20 protein-coding genes are annotated in these 20,007 nt (G+C 43.5%); 17 read left to right on the top strand and 3 right to left on the bottom strand.

The genetic code is table 11. The features are described 5' to 3' along the window. Window positions 1-48 precede the first annotated feature (48 nt). From HMPREF1535_RS06450 to HMPREF1535_RS06400, 11 genes are all read left to right on the top strand, one after another. Window positions 49-1,266: a transposase gene (locus HMPREF1535_RS06450; protein ID WP_046145492.1), complete on the top strand. Its 1,218-nt coding sequence runs from the start codon at window positions 49-51 to the stop codon at window positions 1,264-1,266. Window positions 1,267-1,427: 161 nt separating this feature from the next. After that, window positions 1,428-2,225, top strand: coding sequence for a helix-turn-helix domain-containing protein (locus HMPREF1535_RS06445; RefSeq protein ID WP_007655793.1), 798 nt, complete (start codon window positions 1,428-1,430; stop codon window positions 2,223-2,225). Window positions 2,226-2,394: 169 nt separating this feature from the next. Then, on the top strand, window positions 2,395-2,751 hold the full coding sequence (locus HMPREF1535_RS06440) for a BlaI/MecI/CopY family transcriptional regulator (protein ID WP_010801464.1): 357 nt from the start codon (window positions 2,395-2,397) through the stop codon (window positions 2,749-2,751). Window positions 2,752-2,763: 12 nt separating this feature from the next. Beyond that, window positions 2,764-4,623: a M56 family metallopeptidase gene (locus HMPREF1535_RS06435; RefSeq protein ID WP_046145629.1), complete on the top strand. Its 1,860-nt coding sequence runs from the start codon at window positions 2,764-2,766 to the stop codon at window positions 4,621-4,623. Window positions 4,624-4,814: 191 nt separating this feature from the next. Then, on the top strand, window positions 4,815-6,050 hold the full coding sequence (locus HMPREF1535_RS06430; protein ID WP_046145628.1) for a tetratricopeptide repeat protein: 1,236 nt from the start codon (window positions 4,815-4,817) through the stop codon (window positions 6,048-6,050). Between the two features lie 66 nt (window positions 6,051-6,116). Continuing rightward, the gene (locus tag HMPREF1535_RS06425) at window positions 6,117-7,313 is read left to right on the top strand and encodes a 6-bladed beta-propeller (RefSeq protein ID WP_046145627.1); all 1,197 of its coding nucleotides are present in this window, start codon (window positions 6,117-6,119) and stop codon (window positions 7,311-7,313) included. 285 nt (window positions 7,314-7,598) lie between these two features. Further along, window positions 7,599-8,855 carry a peptidase U32 family protein gene (locus tag HMPREF1535_RS06420; protein WP_044215189.1) on the top strand — a complete coding sequence of 419 codons (1,257 nt, stop codon included), beginning with the start codon at window positions 7,599-7,601 and terminating at the stop codon, window positions 8,853-8,855. Continuing rightward, a complete protein-coding gene (locus HMPREF1535_RS06415; RefSeq protein WP_007655786.1) occupies window positions 8,855-9,265 on the top strand; it encodes an acyl-CoA thioesterase in 411 nt (136 codons plus the stop codon). Before HMPREF1535_RS06420 ends, HMPREF1535_RS06415 begins: the two co-directional genes overlap by 1 nt. 7 nt (window positions 9,266-9,272) lie before the next feature. Continuing rightward, complete coding sequence (dprA, locus tag HMPREF1535_RS06410; RefSeq protein WP_046145626.1) at window positions 9,273-10,385, top strand: DNA-processing protein DprA; 1,113 nt, start codon at window positions 9,273-9,275, stop codon at window positions 10,383-10,385. Between the two features lie 113 nt (window positions 10,386-10,498). After that, entirely contained in the window at window positions 10,499-11,281 is a 783-nt protein-coding gene (locus HMPREF1535_RS06405) for a HipA family kinase (protein ID WP_010801469.1), read from the top strand. Further along, window positions 11,259-11,642, top strand: coding sequence for a DUF3037 domain-containing protein (locus HMPREF1535_RS06400; RefSeq protein ID WP_046145625.1), 384 nt, complete (start codon window positions 11,259-11,261; stop codon window positions 11,640-11,642). The genes HMPREF1535_RS06405 and HMPREF1535_RS06400 overlap by 23 nt, the downstream gene beginning before the upstream one ends. Before the next feature lie 274 nt (window positions 11,643-11,916). Here the strand turns inward: HMPREF1535_RS06400 and HMPREF1535_RS06395 are convergent, their stop codons facing one another. Then, window positions 11,917-12,738 (bottom strand): aldo/keto reductase, encoded by an 822-nt coding sequence (locus tag HMPREF1535_RS06395; protein WP_010801471.1) that lies wholly within the window; start codon window positions 12,736-12,738, stop codon window positions 11,917-11,919. A gap of 165 nt (window positions 12,739-12,903) precedes the next feature. Between HMPREF1535_RS06395 and HMPREF1535_RS06390 the strand changes: the two genes are divergently transcribed. Beyond that, window positions 12,904-13,416 carry a hypothetical protein gene (locus HMPREF1535_RS06390; RefSeq protein WP_010801472.1) on the top strand — a complete coding sequence of 171 codons (513 nt, stop codon included), beginning with the start codon at window positions 12,904-12,906 and terminating at the stop codon, window positions 13,414-13,416. A 12-nt stretch (window positions 13,417-13,428) separates the two neighbouring features. On the opposite strand, the gene HMPREF1535_RS06385 is transcribed toward HMPREF1535_RS06390, so the two are convergent. After that, window positions 13,429-14,478, bottom strand: a complete 1,050-nt coding sequence (locus tag HMPREF1535_RS06385) for a linear amide C-N hydrolase (RefSeq protein WP_010801473.1) — start codon at window positions 14,476-14,478, stop codon at window positions 13,429-13,431. A gap of 99 nt (window positions 14,479-14,577) precedes the next feature. Then, a complete protein-coding gene (locus HMPREF1535_RS06380; protein WP_082207504.1) occupies window positions 14,578-15,153 on the bottom strand; it encodes an RNA polymerase sigma-70 factor in 576 nt (191 codons plus the stop codon). Between the two features lie 97 nt (window positions 15,154-15,250). On the opposite strand from HMPREF1535_RS06380, the gene bamJ (HMPREF1535_RS06375) reads away from it, so the two are divergent. The 5 genes from bamJ (HMPREF1535_RS06375) (at window position 15,251) to xseA (ending at window position 20,004) form a co-directional block, all read left to right on the top strand. Next, window positions 15,251-15,838 carry a BamJ family beta-barrel-assembly machinery protein gene (gene bamJ / locus HMPREF1535_RS06375; protein ID WP_007655777.1) on the top strand — a complete coding sequence of 196 codons (588 nt, stop codon included), beginning with the start codon at window positions 15,251-15,253 and terminating at the stop codon, window positions 15,836-15,838. A gap of 13 nt (window positions 15,839-15,851) precedes the next feature. Further along, window positions 15,852-16,568: a BamJ family beta-barrel-assembly machinery protein gene (gene bamJ, locus HMPREF1535_RS06370; RefSeq protein WP_007655776.1), complete on the top strand. Its 717-nt coding sequence runs from the start codon at window positions 15,852-15,854 to the stop codon at window positions 16,566-16,568. A 168-nt stretch (window positions 16,569-16,736) separates the two neighbouring features. Continuing rightward, a complete protein-coding gene (locus HMPREF1535_RS06365; RefSeq protein ID WP_007655775.1) occupies window positions 16,737-17,204 on the top strand; it encodes an Lrp/AsnC family transcriptional regulator in 468 nt (155 codons plus the stop codon). A gap of 99 nt (window positions 17,205-17,303) precedes the next feature. After that, complete coding sequence (locus HMPREF1535_RS06360) at window positions 17,304-18,680, top strand: S8 family peptidase (RefSeq protein WP_007655767.1); 1,377 nt, start codon at window positions 17,304-17,306, stop codon at window positions 18,678-18,680. Further along, entirely contained in the window at window positions 18,661-20,004 is a 1,344-nt protein-coding gene (gene xseA, locus HMPREF1535_RS06355; protein WP_046145624.1) for an exodeoxyribonuclease VII large subunit, read from the top strand. The genes HMPREF1535_RS06360 and xseA overlap by 20 nt, the downstream gene beginning before the upstream one ends. Window positions 20,005-20,007: the final 3 nt, after the last annotated feature.

Below are 20,007 nucleotides of genomic sequence, written 5' to 3'. Positions count from 1 at the left end.
ATAATTCATTGGTTTTTAGTAAATTAGAAATCTTGCACTCATCTGATTATGACTAAAGAAACACTCCTTATGCAATACCAATTTGAGTGCCTCTCGGCTCTCAAATCAGTCGTGAATATACAAAAACCTTTTGAAAAAACGTTCATGGATGCAATGAAATTATTCATGGCTATCCCTGATCGTATAAACTTCCTCCAATTGGGCAGGTATGGACGTTTTTCGGAACAGACATACCGTAGCCTTTTTGAGAATGAAACTTTCGACTGGTTTGCGTTCAATGATTCTATCATCAGCAAGCATCTCACAGGTAAAAGAAAAGCCATCGCCATCGATCCTTCCTATATCCCCAAATCAGGCAAGAAGACACCTTGGATAGGTTACTTCTGGTCTGGTTGTGCAGGAGATTATAAGCGAGGATTGGAAATCTTGGGCATCGGGGTCATTGACATCGACAACCATGATTGCATGACTTTAGGTTCCATTCAGACGCCGGATTGTAAGACCTTGGATAATATGGGCAAAAACCTCGTTGACTGGTACAGCAGCTATCTTATCAGCAAAAAAGACAAGATACAGAGCATATCCAGAACGGTGGTTGCAGACGCATTCTTTTCCAAGGAAACTTTCATAACGCCTATGTGTGAGAACGATTTCCATGTCATCAGCCGCTTTAGGAATGATGTAATCCTGTACTATCCGACATTGGAAAAGAAAACAGGGAAACGTGGTCATCCCAAGTGGTTTGACGGCAGGATTGACTTTGCCAATCTGGATCTGACCCGGTGCAAGGAATACGAGGTGAACAAGGGAAAACTATACGGATTGAGGGTATATGCAAAAGCTCTCAAAAGGTATGTTTCCTTATCCGTCTGGTATCCGATGGACGGAAGGACAGACAAGTGGCAACTTTACTTCTCTACAGACGATTCGATGGATGGACGTGAGGTTCTGGATTATTACAGAACCAGGTTCCAGCTGGAATTTTGCTTTAGAGATGGCAAGCAGCATGCGGGAATCACCAACTGTCAGTCAACCGACTTCAGAAAGTTGGATTTTCACTTCAATGCGTCGCTTGCAGCTGTCAACTTGGCCAAAGCCGCATGTAAGAGGCTCGGAATAACCTATTCCATATCCTCCTGCAAGTCTTTCATACACAATGCTTATATGCTTGAACGATTTATTTGCGTGTTCGGGATTAACCCAGACATGCAAGTTATTGACAAACTTTTCAAAGAACTCATTTTATTTACTGCCAGAGCCGCTTAGGCGTGGCGAATTTTTAACGAACTATTGTTATAGTATTACATGATTTTTAATTGAGTTATGCGCAAATATAGAATGACAGGAATAATAAATAGCTACACTTTAGAGTAGAGAAATCATTTATGCGTGATTTTTTTTGAGACGATGTCGTAAAATTGATTATAATGTTCGTATTTTTAGCAGACAGTAAAAAACAAGACATGAAAGAATTTAGTGTAGAGAAATTTTTTGATCCTGTTAAGAGGCCAAAGATTGATGACGATCTGAATGAAAAGATGAAGAACAGTATGGATATTGTTCATCGTATGGCATGTACTTTGAATCACTCTTTGTATGTGATTGATTATCTGAAACAATCATTTGTCTATGTGTCTCCTGATAAATTGTTTTTGTGTGGCTACTCTGTGGAGCAAGTTCTTGAGTGGGGGTATTCATTTTATACCAGGGTTGTTCCCGAAAATGATTTAAGGCGTTTATTGGAAATCAATAAGGCCGGTTTTGACTTTTACTATAAACTTCCGATCGAAAAGCGGTACATGTATTCTATTGAATATGATTTCGATCTGGTGCATATAAACAAAAAAGTAACCAGGGTAAATCAACGGTTGATACCGCTCATAATTAATAAGGCTGGCGATCTTTGGTTAGCGGTATGTGTTGTGACCCCGCTATATTCGAAAGCTAAAAATAAAACGATCATTAAAAATTTCAATACAGGGGAGCAATTCATTTATCAGGAAAAGGAGAAATTCTGGTACAAAAATACTTTACCACTTCTTACAGTTAAAGAGAGACTCATTTTGCAACTGTCTTCCCAAGGTCATACAAATGCAGCTATAGCCGAAGAATTGTCATTGAATGTGAATACTATCAAGTTTCATAAAAGGAATATATTCCAAAAACTGGATGTTGAGAATTGTATTGAAGCAATTACAGTGGCATCCCATTGGGGATTAATTTGAAATGTAGCAAAATAAAGATCCGGATATGGGTTAATTATTCTTTTGATGCGGTTATCCTGGCCTTTAATGAATAATCTACTACGATTTATAGTAGATTAACTATGTATTATAGTTGTATTACTAATAAATATAGTTATATTTGTGCATTCCTTTAATAAAACAACAGATTATGAAACGATTGACATCGAAAGAAGAAGAGATATTGGGCTATTTCTGGGCGAAAGGTCCTCTGTTTGTCCGCGAACTTCTCGACTTGCAGGAGGAACCCAAGCCGCATTATAATACGCTTTCAACCATTGTTCGCACATTGGAGGAAAAAGGATATATCGGTTATAAGGTATTTGGAAATACACATCAGTATTATGCATTAATATCGGAAGACGAATACCGGAAGAAGACCCTGAAGCAGGTGGTCGATAAGTATTTCGATAATTCCTATACCCGTGTCGTCTCTACTTTGATTGAGGAAGAGGCGTTGACTCTTGATGAATTGCAAGAGTTGATACAACAGATTAAAAATAAGTAAAAACGTAGGCTTATGGGAGCTTTACTTCTGTACATACTGAAATCCACTATTTGCCTGATATTATTTTATTTAGGCTTCAAGGCGTTGCTTAGTAACGATACGTTCTTCCGTTTCAACCGGTGGGTGTTGTTGGTAGGAATCGCTACCTGTATGTTGCTGCCAGCCATAAAGATACAGACTTCCGAACCTTTATTGATACAACAGCCGATCATTCATTTGGAAAAGATGATAGCCGGTGAAGAAACAGTTGTAACTTATCTTTCGGATAATACCCCCGAGGTCGATAGGACTCCTGTGGTTACGCCGGCCAAAATGATTGATTGGGGACAAATCATTGCTCTTCTTTATTGGGCAGGATTTATTTTTTGCCTGTTGACAACTTTGCTCTCATTCAGAAAAATGTTTGTTTTGATTCGGAGTGGCCGCAAATTGCAACAGGGGCGCTATACATTAATAATAGTTCCTTCCTGTGTGTCCCCTTTCAGTTGGGGACGTTATATTATTATTTCGGAAGAAGATTATGAGAAATATCCTGACGAGATTCTGACGCATGAAATGATGCATTTGAAATCTCATCATTCCATTGACCTGCTTTTTATGGAGTGCATTCTTTGGCTTCACTGGTTCAACCCGGCTATCTGGCTGTTGAAACGGGAGTTAAAGGATATTCATGAATACCAGGCCGATAAAGGAGTACTTACCCAAGGCGTCGATGCAACAAAATATCAACTGTTACTCGTGAAAAAAGCTGTCGGCTCCAGCCTCTACACTCTTGCCAACAGCTTCAATCACAGTAAAATTAAAAAACGTATTACTATGATGTTAAAAGGTAAATCAAACAATTGGGCTCAGTTGAAGCTATTGCTCCTGGTCCCCGTAGGACTTATCGTCCTGAACGCTTTTGCCCGTCCGGAAATAAACCGGCAGTTGGAAACGCTTGTACAGAGCAAAGATAAGGAAACTCCGCCGGAAGAACAACAGGATATGAAGAGTTTCTTTAAGACGGAATTGGATAGTTATATGAAAAAGGTAGAACTGCAAACTGCGTTTGAACCTGATGAGATTATAGCTTTCATGAAAAAGAATACTGAGCCGAAGGATCTATTTATCAATGCTAAAGGTGATGTGCTGTTGAATAATGATTTTGCAAACTATAAAGAAAAGGAACAATTCTTGGGCAAGTTGCAGGATTTATTTGAAAAAAGTAAAAAGCCTGTTTCCTTCTATTTCCTTATTGACATAAATACTCCGGAGGAAGCTACTGAGGCCGTTTTACATTTGGTAAAGGAGGCATTTGATAAGCGGCAAAAAGTTGTAGGTGCTGATAAAGCCCCCTTCCTGCTGTTTGAGGATGCCAGAAATAATAAGAATTTTCCGGGAAAGGGGCAGGAAAAGAAGCAGGATGTAGCTTATTATACGGTTGATGGAAAGCAAGTGAGTCTTAAAGCGTATGAAGAGTTGAAAAAGAACTTTAAACAGATTAAACCTCGCAAGAGTGATTTAGTGGATATAAAGGGTAAAGTCGTGGAAATTCATACCTATATGAAACTGGAAGATGGCTCGACTATACCTTCGCCCGCTCTTTATGCTGAAATTTCAGAAGATGACAGTACTGCTTATCCCGTATTAATATCTTATCGCACGGCATCTTTCGAATCCGGTGTTTATGAAGCTACGCTGTCTAAAAAGATGGAGAATGTAAAAGCTACTGCTGAAAGAATAAGTAAGGGAAAAGAGAAGGTTGAGGAACTCACTGTTTTGCCGGCCAACAAAGATGTCCCATTAAGTTATCTTGAAGCAGTGAAGCAGGTTCTGGAAGGGAAAGGGCTTTCTTGTACGATTAAAAATAAGGTTCCTGACGGCATTAAATGATTTGTTTATTTTTTATATCGGAGGATGCCTTTAAGAGGTGTCCTCTGTTTGTTTCTGTACATTCCAATAAATCTTATAGAACGGCAGAGTGAAAGTTTGTAAGTTTTGATATTTGTTTATAGTAAGAATCCCATATCTTTGTATCTTTCTGATTTAAAACCAAACCTCTAAACCAAGAGGAACTGGAATAGATGATATACAAAGTAGGGATAATCATTTTCATTTACCTTTTCGTTGCCTGTTCTTCAGCTGAGCGAAAAGAGGCTGTAACTGTCGGGGAACTTTTCCGGCAGGCTGCTTTCTATGGGGAAAGGTTACAGTATATTCCTGCATTGGATACTTATCAACAGGCTATCAGGCTGGCCGAAAAGGATAAAGACAGCCTTGCTCTTTCTCATGGCTATTTGGAAATGGGAAAAATTTACCGGAATCAATCTTTGAAGCAAAAGGCCCTGCAAAGCGAGAAAAAAGCATTGTCTTATCTCGGAAGTGCAGGCGGTGATTCTCTTCGAACGGTGCTTTATCGGGAGATGGGGGATATTTATATGTTGTCCCGAATGCCGGACAGTGCCTTCTATTATTATCAAATGGGCGATTGCCGGATAAAACAGGCGAAAGTATTGCAGCAGGGAGGAAAGTATAAGGAGTCGGAGGCTTTACTGAAAACAGAATTGGAACAAACAATCCCCCGGGAAGAAAAAGCGGAACTCTTTCTGGCTCTGGCTGATTTACAAATAAACATGGGTAAATTGGAAGAAGCTGAAACGAATTTAAGCCAGGTACCCTCTTCCCATCCGCATTTATATGCCGCTTTGTCCCGGATTGCCCAATGTCGCGGAGACAGTCTGCAAGCTGATTTTTATCAAAAGAATTATCTCCATAACCTGTCCGTTTTGCGACGGCAGCAGGAAGACAATCAAATAACTCAACTTCTTTGGACTTCGGAGCAGAAAGAGTGGGAGAGACGTCTGTCGAATGCTGAAAATACTCAAACAGGGAGGCTGTATCTCTGGAGCGCCCTGTTTATCCTTTGCGGTACAAGTCTCTTGGGTTATTCCCGTTACCGGAAGAAAAAGGCGGCCGTCTCCCTGTCGGAAACAGATTTCCTCTCTTCGGAAGTTTATCAGCGTTTTCACCGGAAAGAAGAATGGAGGGCGGGTACTAAGGACTGGGAAGAGTTGTTGCAAGCCTTCAATCGGACCTACCCGGAGTTTCGCGAACGGCTGAAAAAGAAAATACCGAAACTGAGTGAACAGGAATGGCGCATGTGCTGCCTGATTAAAATGGATGTTCCCCCTTCTACAATGGCTATGTTGCTCTGTTGTACCAATCAGGCTATTTCGATGCGCCGCGTCCGTCTTTACCAGAAAATGACGGGTGAAAAGGGAACGCCGGAACTGTGTGACTCCTTTATTCGTGATTTTTAAGCAGATGTGAACTGATGTGAAACCGTGAAGGAGACTGTTTCTTCTACTTTTGTCTGAAAAAAGCGTATGAAAAAGATGTTATTAGGGCTCATAGCAGCCATGATGGTTTTAACCGGATGCGGGTCGAAGCAGTCGGCCGGCGAATTACCGGAGATTGATTTGACGGCAAAAACGTTTTCATCCGATAAGGTTGGAATAGCGGACGAAATAGAATCGATTGAGTATATTCCTCTGGAGTTGACCGATGAATCTCTGATTGCAAACGTATTGGATGCATGTGTTTCCGACGAGTATATCTTTATTTATTCTACCCGGCAGGAAAGCGTTTTGCAGTTTGACCGGAAAGGAAAGTTTGTCCGTCCTATCGCAAAGACAGGGAATGGTCCGGGAGAAGTCGCACAGATTATATCACTCACCATCGATGAAGAAAACCGTCTTTTTTGTGTTAACGAGTATTTTTCCACCTCATTTTACTCTTTTGACGGCGAATTTATTAAAAAGATAACGAGTCTGCGTCCTAATTCTTATCAGCTTTCTGTCGGAGCAAATACGATGGCCGAACTAGGCCGGATGTATGTCCCTATGAATATTCCGGGAATGTTCAGCCTTGGAATTTTCAACTGGGCTACGGACGATACGATTGCATTTCGGCGGACGATTGGAAATGTGGGTTTAATGCCGCTGGAAGAAGTCAGTTTGAAAGGATGGATATATAATGGCAGCATGGACGGCTGGTTTTGCTATTCGGATGGGATAGATACCGTCTGGAATGTGAATGCAAAAGCAATTTCACCGGCATTTCTTATCAGGCATGGTTATTCTGCTGCCGATGAGGAAGAAATACGCTCCTCTAAAACAGGAAATGCCGCCGTGGATGGTAAATTCAGTATTTTCAATATCTTTGAGACTCCCCGGTCTTATTTTGTCAAATGCTTTAAAGGTTCCGACCAGTCTAAATTCTTTTTGTACAGCCTGAATAAAGAAACCGGAGCCTTGTGTCGTGAGGCTTCTCTTATCGACGCAGACGAATTGTTCGGATACAACAGGGCTTTGACCGGCATCGGTATCCGCAATGAAACGGACGGGGGACTTCCCATCTGGCCTTTCTTCTCCTTTCCGGCTAAAAAACTGATGATACAATTCAATACGGCAGTGGAAATCGAATATCTCAAAGAGAAATATCCCGACCTCAGGAAACACCCTGTCCTGCAACAGGTAACGGAAGATTCGAATCCGCTCGTTACTATTTATCATTTACGTTGAAAGGCTTAAAAGGTATCGGATGAAACGTATTTATAGATAAGGTTGCTGCCTGGAAGAGCCGCGTAAGCATCGGTCTGGTACATCCTTAAGGGAATCTGTTTCTACATAATGAAACAACTGTTCCATTATGTAGAAACACTTGTTTCATTAGGATGAAACAGTAGCAATGATTGGGTGTTTTAAAGACTGCATGCCGGTAAGAGGCTAAAAGTTAACCGATTTTATTCATGTAATATTAGGAAGAAACCCGTATCTTTGTGGTTTCTAATTTAAAACCAAACAGCTTTGAACGAAAAAGATTTTGAAATAATGGCGCCGGTAGGTTCGTATGAATCGTTGATGGCGGCTATTCAGGGAGGTGCCGACTCTATCTACTTCGGCATTGAGGGACTGAACATGCGTTCGCGTTCTTCCAATAATTTCACGACAGACGATTTGCGTAAGATTGTTTCTATCTGTAAGGAACACGGGATTAAAAGTTATCTGACGGTCAATACAGTTATTTACGGGGAAGACCTGGCTCTGATGCGCGAGATTATCGATGCGGCGAAGGCGGCGGAAGTCTCTGCGATCATTGCGGCGGATGTGGCTGCAATGAGTTATGCGAACCGTATCGGACAGGAGGTGCATCTTTCTACCCAGTTGAATATTTCGAATGTGGAGGCGCTGAAGTTCTATGCCCAGTTTGCCGATGTGGTGGTGCTGGCCCGTGAGTTGAACCTGAAGCAGGTTTCTGAAATCTATCAGCAAATCGTTGAACAGCAGATTACCGGTCCGGGAGGCGAACTGATTCGTATCGAGATGTTTGCACATGGCGCTTTGTGTATGGCTGTCTCCGGCAAATGTTACCTGAGTTTGCACGAGATGAATGCCTCTGCCAACCGCGGGGCCTGCATGCAGATTTGCCGCCGCGGCTATACGGTGAAGGATAAGGACAGCAATATCGAACTGGATATAGAGAACCAGTATATCATGTCGCCCAAAGACCTGAAGACGATTCATTTCATGAACAAGATGATGGATGCAGGCGTCCGGGTATTTAAGATTGAAGGACGTGCCCGCGGACCCGAATATGTGCGTATCGTAACGGAGTGTTACAAGGAGGCGGTGAAGGCTTATTGCAGCGGAAGTTATGATGAAGAGAAAATCGCTGTTTGGGACGAACGTCTGAAAAGTGTCTTTAACCGTGGTTTCTGGGATGGTTATTATCTGGGGCAGCGCCTGGGTGAATGGAGCAGCAAATATGGTTCCGGTTCGACTAAAAAGAAAGTCTATGTGGCGAAAGGAATCAAATATTTCAGCGGTATCGGTGTGGCGGAGTTTGAAATGGAATCGGGTTCGCTGAAGGTGGGCGACGAGATTCTGATTACCGGCCCGACAACCGGCGCGGTGATGCAGACCATCGATGAAATACGTGTCGACCTCAAACCGGTGGAAGAGACTGTCAAGGGCGAACGCTTCTCCTTTAAAGTCTCCGATAAAGTACGTCCTTCGGACCGTCTTTATAAAATGGTATCAACGAACGATAAAGAACTGAAATAATGAAAGAGTATATTTTTAAACTGACAGACAAAGTGCGTGACTACGAATGCGACTTGCAGGGCGTAGTGAATAACTCCAACTATCAGCATTATATGGAACATACCCGTCATGAGTTCCTCGAGTCGCTGGGAGAGAATTTCGGTGCCATGCATGATAAGGGAGTGGACGGGTTTGTCTCTCATGTGGAGATTGACTACAAGACCTCTTTGAAGAGCGGCGACAGCTATATCTCCTGCCTGAATGTATATAAGAAAGGCGTAAAGCTGGTCTTTGAACAGGATATCTACAGAGCCTCCGACGGTGCGCTGGCAACTAAGGGGAAAGTCGAATCGGTTGTCGTACAGGACGGCAAGCTGACCCGCGGCGAATATTTTGACGAAATGTTGAAAAGGATACAAGACAAACTATGACAGTATCATGACAGATAAACGGATTTACCAGATTGGCTTAACTATGATAAACGGGGTGGGAGATGTCCTGGCCCGTCAGCTTCTGCAAACCTTCGGCGACGCAGAGGCTGTCTTTGCGGAAAAGAGACAGACATTGGAGAAGATTCCGGGTTTCGGCAGCCTTACCGCTGCTGCCGTCAAAAGCCCGGAAGTGCTTCTGCAAGCCGAGAAAGAGTTGACTTTTATTGAAAAGAACCAGATAAGCTGTTATTTCCTGACAGATGAGAGTTACCCCAAACGTTTGAAAGAGTGCTCCGACGCTCCTGTACTACTCTATTTTAAAGGGAAGACCGACTTGAATAGTACACATATTGTCAGTATTGTCGGGACGCGCCACATAACAGAATATGGCAGGACGATGACGGAAGAGTTGATACATGCCTTGTCGGTCTCTTATCCGGATTTGCTGGTCGTGAGCGGACTGGCTTATGGCGTCGATATCTGTGCCCACCGGAGTGCCCTGAAGTATGGACTGCCGACTGTAGCTGTGCTGGCTCATGGTCTGGACCGCATCTATCCTTCCTCACATCGCTCCGTAGCTGTTGAAATGTTGTCTCATGGCGGATTGTTGTCCGATTTCCCCAGTGGAACGGAACCGGATAAGCCGAACTTTGTCCGGCGTAACCGGATTGTTGCCGGATTGGCGGAAGTAACGATTGTAATGGAATCGGCAGAAAAAGGAGGCTCGCTTATTACGGCTGACCTTGCTTTTTCCTATGGGCATGATGTCTATGCATTCCCCGGACGGGTAAACGATTATTATTCCAAAGGATGCAACGCATTAATCCGGCAGAATAAGGCGGGTTTGATAACATCGGCTTCCGATTTGGTGTCGGCACTTTGTTGGGACGTGAATAAAACGCCTTCGCCTGCCCCTGTCCAGGCTGAATTGTTTTTCGAAGAAGACGACCGTGCAGGAACAGTCATAAAACTTCTTCGCGAAAAGGGAGAAATACATATCGACCAACTGGCAACGGAACTGAATCAGCCTGTCCGCGAACTCTCTTCCCTACTATTTGAACTGGAAATGAACGGACGGATTAAGGCGTTGCCGGGAAATATCTATAAACTTCTGACATGATATGATAACGTCCTTTGAATAAAAACAACGGTTCGGTTATTTTGTTTTAGAGATGTAGATAGTTTCTTTTGTGTAAACAGGAAGTATCTTTATCTTTGTCAAAAGCATTTATTATGGAATTGCGAACAGCGAATGTAGTCAGATATATTATGCCTCTCCGGGAGGGAGGTTCGTTGCCGGCTTTGGCAGAAGCCGACGATGAATATAAATATGTCGTAAAGTTCCGGGGAGCCGGTCATGGGACCAAGGCCCTGATAGCCGAATTGATTGGCGGTGAAATAGCGCGGGCATTGGGTTTCCGTGTGCCTGAACTGGTCTTTCTTAATCTCGATGAGGCTTTTGGGCGTACCGAAGGGGATGAGGAGATACAGGATTTATTGCAGGCAAGCCGTGGGTTGAATCTGGGATTGCATTTCCTGTCGGGTGCCCTGACATTTGACCCGGTAATCAATAAGGTCGGAGAAAAACTCGCTTCCCAAATAGTCTGGCTGGATGCCCTCCTGACGAATGTGGACCGTACGACCCGCAATACCAATATGCTGATGTGGCATAAGGAATTATGGCTGATTGACCATGGCGCGTCACTCTATTTCCATTATTCATGGTCGAACTGGCGCAAACATGCTTTAAGCCCGTTTATCCAGATTAAAGACCATGCCCTGTTGCCGGAAGCCGGTAAGTTGGAGGAAACGGATGCCGAATTTAAACGTATTCTTACTCCGGATAAAATCCGTGAAATTGTTTCTCTGGTTCCGGACGACTGGTTGCAGTGGAACGAAAGTCCCGGTACGCCGCAGGAAATAAGAGACGTTTATATTGAATTCCTGACAGAAAGGATTGCCCATTCCGAAACATTTATAAAAGAAGCGCAGCATGCAAGGAAAGCACTTATATGAATACGCCGTTATCCGTTTTGTTCCCCGGGTGGAACGGGAGGAGTTTATTAATGTGGGTCTTATCATGTTCTCTAAACGGGCCCGGTTTATAAAGGCGCGTTATCAGGTGGATGAAAAGAAGCTCTGTCTGTTCTCTTCCGAACTGGATATGGATTCGCTCTATGCCAGCCTGAAAGTATTCGACCGCATCTGCTCCGGCACCGCCGACGGTGGCCCGATAGCCTCTATGGATATTCCCGAGCGTTTCCGTTGGCTGACGGCAGTGCGCAGTTCTTCCATTCAGACTTCGCGTCCGCATCCCGGCTTTTCGACTGACCTGGAGGTTACGTTTGAAAAGTTGTTTTCGGAGTTGGTTCTGTAAACCGGCGAATACGTTTTCCCGGAGTAAAAAAGCGCTCTTTAATTGTTAATTTTAGCAGTTTTTGCCAGTATTGTATATAGTTTTATCTTAGCTAACACTTTTTGGCGAAAGATGCTTGGAGGCTTAACATATATTGTCTGTAAAAAGCTTGACAAACGCTTGCTACAGGTGTATCTTTGTACTGTGGTTTTTTCATAATAGTATTAGATTTAAGGTTAACAAAGTTTGATTAGGGCTTGTCGTGAGACAGGCTTTAATTGTTTATAGAGGTTTGCTAAAAATTGAAATGGTCCGGGTCTGCACCCAGTCTCAGATTCTTATTAAGAGCACTTATCCGGGTCATATCTTCGTCTGTCAGTTCGAAATCCGTACATTTCAGATTCTCTGTCAATCTCTCTTTATGGATGGATTTGGGGATGACTATCACTCCACGTTCCAGATTCCAGCCTAAAACGACCTGTGCAGGAGTCAGGCCGCGCTTTTTAGCAATCTCGGTAATGACAGGGTTTGTCAGAATGTCTGATTTGCCGGCTCCCAATGGTCCCCATGCTTCCGGACGGATATTCCTTTCCAGGCAATATTGGATAGTTGCCGCCTGGGAAAGGTAGGGGTAACATTCTATCTGGTTGACTGCTGGTATGATTTCTGCTTCTTCGAGCAAATCGGCTAAATGATGTGTCTGATAATTGCTGACTCCGATTGCTTTTGCTTTTCCGCTTTTATACACTGCTTCCATCTTTTTCCAGACACTGACGTAAGTCTCTTTTACCGGCCAGTGCACAAGATAGAGATTTACATAATCCATGCCCAATCTTTTCAGGCTGGCTTCGATCGCTTCTTCTACTTTTCCCGACCGCTGGTCGTCATTCCATAACTTAGTAGTCAGGAATATCTCTTCCCGTGGGATACCTGAGTCCCGGATTGCCTTGCCGACAGCTTCTTCATTCCCATAAATCATGGCTGTGTCTACATGTCTGTATCCGACAGATAAAGCTGTTTTTACTGTTTCATATGCAATGTTTGCATCTTCAACCCTGAATACACCGACTCCGATGGAAGGGATTTTTGTTCCGTTGTTTAAAATAACTTCTTTCATTTGATCTTTTGTTTTTTATTCCCTGTATATAAAACAGATAAGTGATGGCTTTGTTTGCCGGGAAAAGGAAGGATTGTTTTTACTATGAATATTCCTGTTATGTGAGTTTTATTGGTTACTTTTGTAAACAGTCAGTAACTCAGTTATTTATAAAATCGATTATAAATGATATCTATCTTTACTTATATATTTATTGTTATAGCAGGAATTATTCTTTTAGTTTTTATTGCCGGCCTTCTTTTGCCGGATGAAAGAACTGCAACCAGTGAATGTTTTTATAATGCTTCCCCCGAGAAGGTGTATAATGCACTCATCAATAATGCTGATTACGGTTATCGCAGTGATCTGGAAGAGATCGTTATTGTGGAAGAGAAAGACGGTATAGAAGTCTGGGATGAAATAGCGAAGAACGGCTCTGTTATCCGGTTCAGGACAGCCCGTAAAGTACCTCATTCCTTATATGAATTTGAAATTGTGAAAGGAAACGGATTCACCGGGTACTGGAAAGGCGAACTGAAAGTAACCAGTACGGGAGGAACTCATTTTACATCGACGGAAATTATCCGGATGAAGAATCCTTTTCTGAAAGTCGTTTCCCGCCTTTTCTTTGATCTGGAAAAGTTTATGCATACTTATCAGAATGACCTGCGCGTGAAACTTAGTGAAGATATAGCCTGAAAAAAGGGAGTCTTAATCGACTCCCAGGAATTTGAACGGTTTAGCTTCAACAAATTGCTCTGCCGTGTTGCCGGCATAGGTTTTACCGCTAACCAGGTCAAGCATCTTCACCGGTGCTTTTTCTGAAAAATCCACATCTTGTAAATTTACCCAGAATACATTAGGCTGGATGGTCGATTCAAAGAAATAAACTTTATTCTTTTGGTCGGAAACGGTTCTCCATCTTGTCGATGAGATATTCGGTTCGTTAGGTGTTGTGATACCTAATGGTACTGACGTGTTACGGATTACGCTGAATACACTGGCAACGGCCGTACGGGTATCTGCCACTTTCGGAATAGCATTAATATAGAAAGAGGCTCTGACAAAACGGTCGGCAGCACGGTTGGTTCCTGGTAGGAATGTTGTTCCCCCGATATTTTTCCAGTAATCATTCAAGGCCAGTTGCTGGTCGAAAACCGGGGAGTTGGTCATTACCTGGTATGATTTGTCGTGGTGGATTTTCAATTCTCCGCCGATATATTCAAAGATCGCATTGTCACCGTCGGCATCCGAGATGGAAAGATGTAATGTTGCCATGCGGGTTCCGTCAGGCATCATGTCCGATACAACTTCGAAGGTGCCTTTTTCAACATAGGAAACTGCTTCATCGACTGTGGCGAAATTATCCAGTATATATTGAACCCAGGCGGCAATGGACAGTCCCGGTTTTTTACCATCCCACTGCGGGTATTCCGACTCTGCCAGCCAGAGCAGATTGGCGACCAGTCCCTTTTCGTTCATCCCGTCCGTACTGCAAATATCGTAGGCGGAAGCAACTACACTTCCATATTTGGAAGTCCATTCAAGCGGATTCTTTCCTATTTCTCCATTACGCTTCATACCTCGCGGAAATATCCACAGGTTGCTGCGGGTATCTTCTTTCCAGTCCATCGACCGGGCGGTCAGAACTGTATTGTCTTTTCCCTGATAAACAACTCTGGTGCAGGCTTCTGTGGTATTTAACTGAGTGCCCGCTGTAATGGCAGCTAGCGCTATTCCCCATTTCTGTATACGTCTCATAATCTTATCGTTTTACTTTATATATAAACGATGAGGAGGAGATAATGTTTAAAAAGCGAGGTTCTTTTTATACTGTCGGAGAGTAGATTAAAAAAATAGTTATAAGTCGCTTATTCCGGTCAATATCAGCAATGCCGGTAGATAATCTTTCAGCCGGCTACGGAATAGTTTCAGTGCTTTCGAAATATGGAATTCTACTGTTTTGATACTGACTTCCAGTTCGGCTGCAATTTCCCGGTTTGTTTTGCTTTCATACCGGCTTTTAAAGAAAATCGCGCGGGTTTGTTCCGGCAGTTCGTTTAATGTTTTTCGGATGATCTCTTTGACTTCGACCGTGAAGAGGTCTGACGGGTCGCACGACTCCAGGGACGAGATACGAAAATTCAGTTCCCGTTGCCGGTGGTCATATAATTGGTCTTCCACATCTGTACGGATGGTCTGGTGGCGTAAGTGGTTGAGTGACTTGTTTTTTACAGTTGTTAATATGTACCCGGGAATATTGGTGTCGGCTGGCAGTTCTTTTCTTTTTTCCCAGTATTGGATGATTGCCTCCATGTAAATATCCTCCGCGGCGGCCATATCCCTTACGTATGAATTGGCAAACAGAATGAACGGCTCTTTGAATTGACCGAAGAGCGTTGAAAATAGTGAAGATTCCGTTTGTTGTTCTCCCATAACAGATGCAAAAGTAATAAAAAAGTGCCTTCTGATGACGTTTGTGTAGTTAAAAGCATTACTTTTGTAGCTTGTAATTAGTTGAAAACGAAAAAGAATGGATAAAGTAAGTTACGCACTTGGCTTAAGTATCGGAAATAATTTCCAGAACTCGGGCATTAATGATCTTCAGATTGAAGACTTTGTGAAAGGATTGAAAGATATTTTAGGTGGTCAGACCCCGGAAATCAGTTATGACGAAGCTAAGCAGGTGATCAACGATTACTTCATGAAGCTGCAAAAAGAAAAATTTGAAATAAATAAGAAAGCCGGAGAGGAATTCCTGAATATCAATAAAGGAAAAGCAGGTGTAGTTACCCTGCCCAGCGGATTGCAATATCAGGTACTTCAGAAAGGTGAAGGTCCTAAACCGACTGCTTCTGACAAGGTGAAATGTCATTATCACGGAACATTAATCAACGGAACAGTGTTTGATAGTTCGGTACAGCGTGGCGAACCGGCTGTATTCGGAGTATCGCAGGTTATCCCGGGATGGGTGGAAGCATTGCAGTTAATGCCGGTAGGATCTAAATGGAGACTATTTATCCCGTCAGACCTGGCTTATGGCGAACATGGAGCGGGTGAAGCTATCGAACCGAACAGTGCATTGGTTTTTGATGTTGAATTGTTAGATATAGTAAAATAATTTATAGAGAAAAATGAAAAAGATTAATGTTTTAGCTGCTACAGCGATTGTAGCTTTAGGCATTGCTGCCACTTCTTGTGATTCTAAGCCTAGTGCAAATTTGAAATCGGCAGTAGATAGCGCAAGTTATGCTATCGGTGTTTCTACCGGTGCCGGTTATAAAGAAAATTTGAAAACATTACCTGGTGGCGAAGCCAATATCGATGCACTGATCGCAGGTTTTGTTCAGGCTATTAAAGGCGATTCTACAAAGATGACTCCGGAACAGGCTCAGACTTATCTGAACACTTATTTCGTAGAAGCTCAGGCTAGAGAGTCTCAGCAGGCTAAGGAAGAAGGTGAAAAGTTCCTGGCTGAAAACAAAACGAAAGACGGCGTTATCACAACTGAAAGCGGCTTGCAATATAAAGTAGAAAAAGAAGGTACTGGTGCAAAACCGGCAAAAGAAGATAATGTGAAAGTACATTATACAGGAACTCTGTTGGACGGATCTGAATTCGATAGCTCTGTTAGCCGTGGCGAACCTGCTGAATTCAGAGTTGATCGTGTAATCCCGGGATGGACTGAAATCCTGCAGATTATGCCGGTCGGATCTAAATATATAGTTTGGGTTCCTTCTGAACTGGGTTATGGTCCTCAGCCTCCTCGTGGAAGCAGCATCAAACCGAACAGTCTTCTGAAATTCGAAATCGAGTTACTGGATATCGTTAAAGACGATCAGAAAAAGTAATATCTCATTTTGTAGATAAAGAGGCGGGTAAATTATGCTAAAAAGCATTATTTGCCCGCTTTTATTATTTATTTGCTACTTTTTTCTTTCAGAATGATAGATTGTTGAAAATAATTATATACTTTTGATATATAAATAAAAAGAGCGTATAATAAAGCGATAGTAGAAATGGAGAAAATAGACAAACTGGACCGGCAGATATTGAACATTATTTCAAAGAATGCCAGGATTCCTTTCAAGGATGTAGCTGAAGAGTGTGGTGTGTCGCGTGCAGCCATCCATCAACGGGTACAGCGCATGATTGATATGAATGTGATCGTTGGGTCGGGTTATCATATTAATCCTAAGATTCTGGGATATAATACTTGTACATATATCGGTGTGAAACTGGAACGGGGTTCTATGTATAAAGACGTAGTGCCTGAGTTTGAGAAGATACCCGAAGTGGTTGAGTGTCATTTTACAACAGGTCCTTATACAATGCTGATCAAGTTATATGCCCGTGATAATGAACATCTGATGGAATTGCTGAATACAAAGATTCAGGAGATACCGGGGGTTACTGCTACAGAGACTTTGATTTCTTTACGTCAAAGTGTTAAGCGTGAAATTCCTATCTGTAACGTAAACGAATAAATTAGTTTAAAAAATAATGGCCCGGCCTCTTGATGAGTTGCCGGGCTTTTTTATATCCAAGGCAATTACTACTTTTGTAGAGTTGAGTTATATGATCCCATGAAAAAATATATAGGACTGTTTGTTTTGTTATGCTGTTTTTCTTCGTGGCTTACTGCCGGAGAAAGTTACTGTTTTCGTGTCTATTTGAAAGATAAAGGCGATTCCGGCTTTACAGTGGAAGAACCGGAGGCTTTCCTGTCGAAAGAATCCATTCAGCGGCGTAAAAAGGCGGGAACGCCGGTCACCGCTTCCGATCTTCCCATTGCGCATGCTTATCTGGATACATTGGTCGCTACCGGCGCTGAACCGGTGGTGCAGAGTAAATGGCTTTCTACCGTAGTCGTGACCAGTAAAGACAGCACAGTTGCCGAGCGTCTGAAAAATCTGACGATGGTCGATTCAGTAAAATGGGTATGGAAAGGGCATGATGTGACTCCGGCCCAGGAAGATGATCAGGAGATCCGTCTTTCTCCTTCTGATGCTCCTTTGAAAGAGAAATACGGATATGCTGAAAGGCAGATCAAAATGTTGAATGGAATCAAACTGCATGATGCCGGCTTCCGTGGGGAAGGGATGCGTGTGGCAGTGATAGATGCCGGCTTCCAGAATGTAGACCGTATCTGCGTTTTCGATTCCCTGCAATTGATCGGGACGCATAATGTGATTTATCCGGGCCGCAGTGTGTATGAAGCAGACGATCATGGGACGAAGGTTCTGTCTTGTATGGCTGCCAATATGCCCGGGATCATGGTCGGGACCGCTCCCAAAGCGTCTTATTTGCTTATAAAAAGCGAAGACAGCGATTCCGAATATCCGATAGAAGAAGACTATTGGGCGGCGGCTGTTGAATATGCCGATAGTGTAGGAGTCGATGTGATCTCTTCTTCATTAGGTTATTTCGCTTTTGATGCAGATGAATTATCTTACGATCAGTCCGCTTTGGACGGAAAGAGTTCTTTGATCAGCCAGGCGGCACATATCGCAGCGCAAAAGGGGATCCTGATGTTTTGCAGTGCCGGAAATGAAGGAAACGGCAGTTGGGGGAAAATTACTTTCCCTTCCGATGCATCGGATATTCTGACGGTTGGGTCTATTACGGAAGATAAAAAGAAAAGTATTTTCAGTTCGGTAGGATTTACTGCCGATTACCGGGTGAAACCGGATGTGGTGGCATTAGGGTCGGGCAGTTGTGTGATCGATCCACAAGGAAATGTACGCTATGCCAGCGGAACATCTTTTGCAACTCCTATATTGGCGGGATTGGGCGTCTGTCTGTGGCAGGCGTTGCCGGAGTTGAGCAATAAGGAGGTCATTGCTTTATTACAGCAGGTTTCCAGCCAGTTCAAACAGCCCGATGCCGAACTGGGGTATGGCATCCCGAATATATATAAAGCCTATAAGAAAGGAATGCAGTATGCCAGGACTGAACATTAATCCGGAATATATGGGCGAAGAACGCAGGGAACTGTCTTTGCTGGAATTGAATAACCTGGTGCGCGGTGCGGTCAGTGAGGCTTTCCCCGGCACTTGCTGGGTTCGTGCGGAGATGAGTGATGTGCGGACGAATGCTTCTTCCGGGCATTGCTATCTGGAGTTTATTGAAAAAAATCCTATAACCGGGCAATTGGTTGCCAGGGCACGCGGCTCGATATGGGCTAAAACGTTCCGGATGCTGAAGCCTTACTTTGAGATGGAGACGGGGCAGATGTTTGCTTCCGGACTGAAGGTGCTGGTGAAAGTATCGGTCGAATTTCATGAACTGTACGGATACAGCCTGACGGTGCTGGATATCGATCCTGCTTATACATTGGGAGATATGCTGAGAAAGCGGATGGAGATTATCCGCCAGTTGAAAGAAGAGGGCGTATTTACATTGAATAAAGAATTACCGCTCCCCGTCCTGCCTAAACGTATTGCTGTTATTACTTCCCCGACGGCTGCCGGGTATGAGGATTTCCTGAATCAGCTGGCAAATAATAAAGCGGGTTATCCATTTTATCCGAAATTATTTCCTGCCCTGATGCAAGGGGAGAGAACGGAAGAGTCTGTCATCGCGGCGCTGGACCGTATTTACCATCATATCGATTGTTTCGACGTGGTGGTCATTATCCGCGGCGGTGGTTCAACTTCCGATCTGAATAGTTTCGACTCCTATCTGCTGGCGGCAAATTGTGCCCAGTTCCCGTTGCCGGTGATAACGGGTATCGGCCATGAGCGCGATGATACCATTCTGGATATGGTGGCACATACGCGGATGAAAACGCCGACAGCCGTAGCCGAATTTCTGATCGGCCGTATGGATGCAGCGGCGGAAGAACTGGAAGACCTTCAGCAGGAGGTGAGCGAACTGGCAAGCACGATCTTATTGAAACAAAAAAACTTCCTGCAATTGCTGGGGGCACGTTTACCGGTGATTGTCACGAACAGGATCGAGCGTAACCGTTCTTTCCTGCAAATGGCAGGCAATAAACTACCGGCTTCTGCTTCGGCTATGTTGCTCCGCCGGCGTTCAACGCTTGAAAGCCTGCAAATGCAGTTGCAGAACCGTGCTGCTTCGCGCCTGGCGGAAGGCACGCGGTTTATCCAGTTGACGGAGCAGTTCATTAAAATGGCATCTCCCGATTATGTATTGAAGCGTGGTTATAGTTTGTCCCTGAAAGACGGCAAAATCATCAAACATGCAACCGATCTGAATCCCGGCGATGAACTGGTGACCCGGTTTGCGGATGGGGATGTGAAGAGTATCGTTAAAAAATAAATT

Source organism: Parabacteroides goldsteinii DSM 19448 = WAL 12034 (assembly GCF_000969835.1).
GTDB lineage: Bacteria > Bacteroidota > Bacteroidia > Bacteroidales > Tannerellaceae > Parabacteroides > Parabacteroides goldsteinii.
Note: the sequence above shows the minus strand (reverse complement) of the source record. Positions and strands in the feature narration are given on the sequence as shown.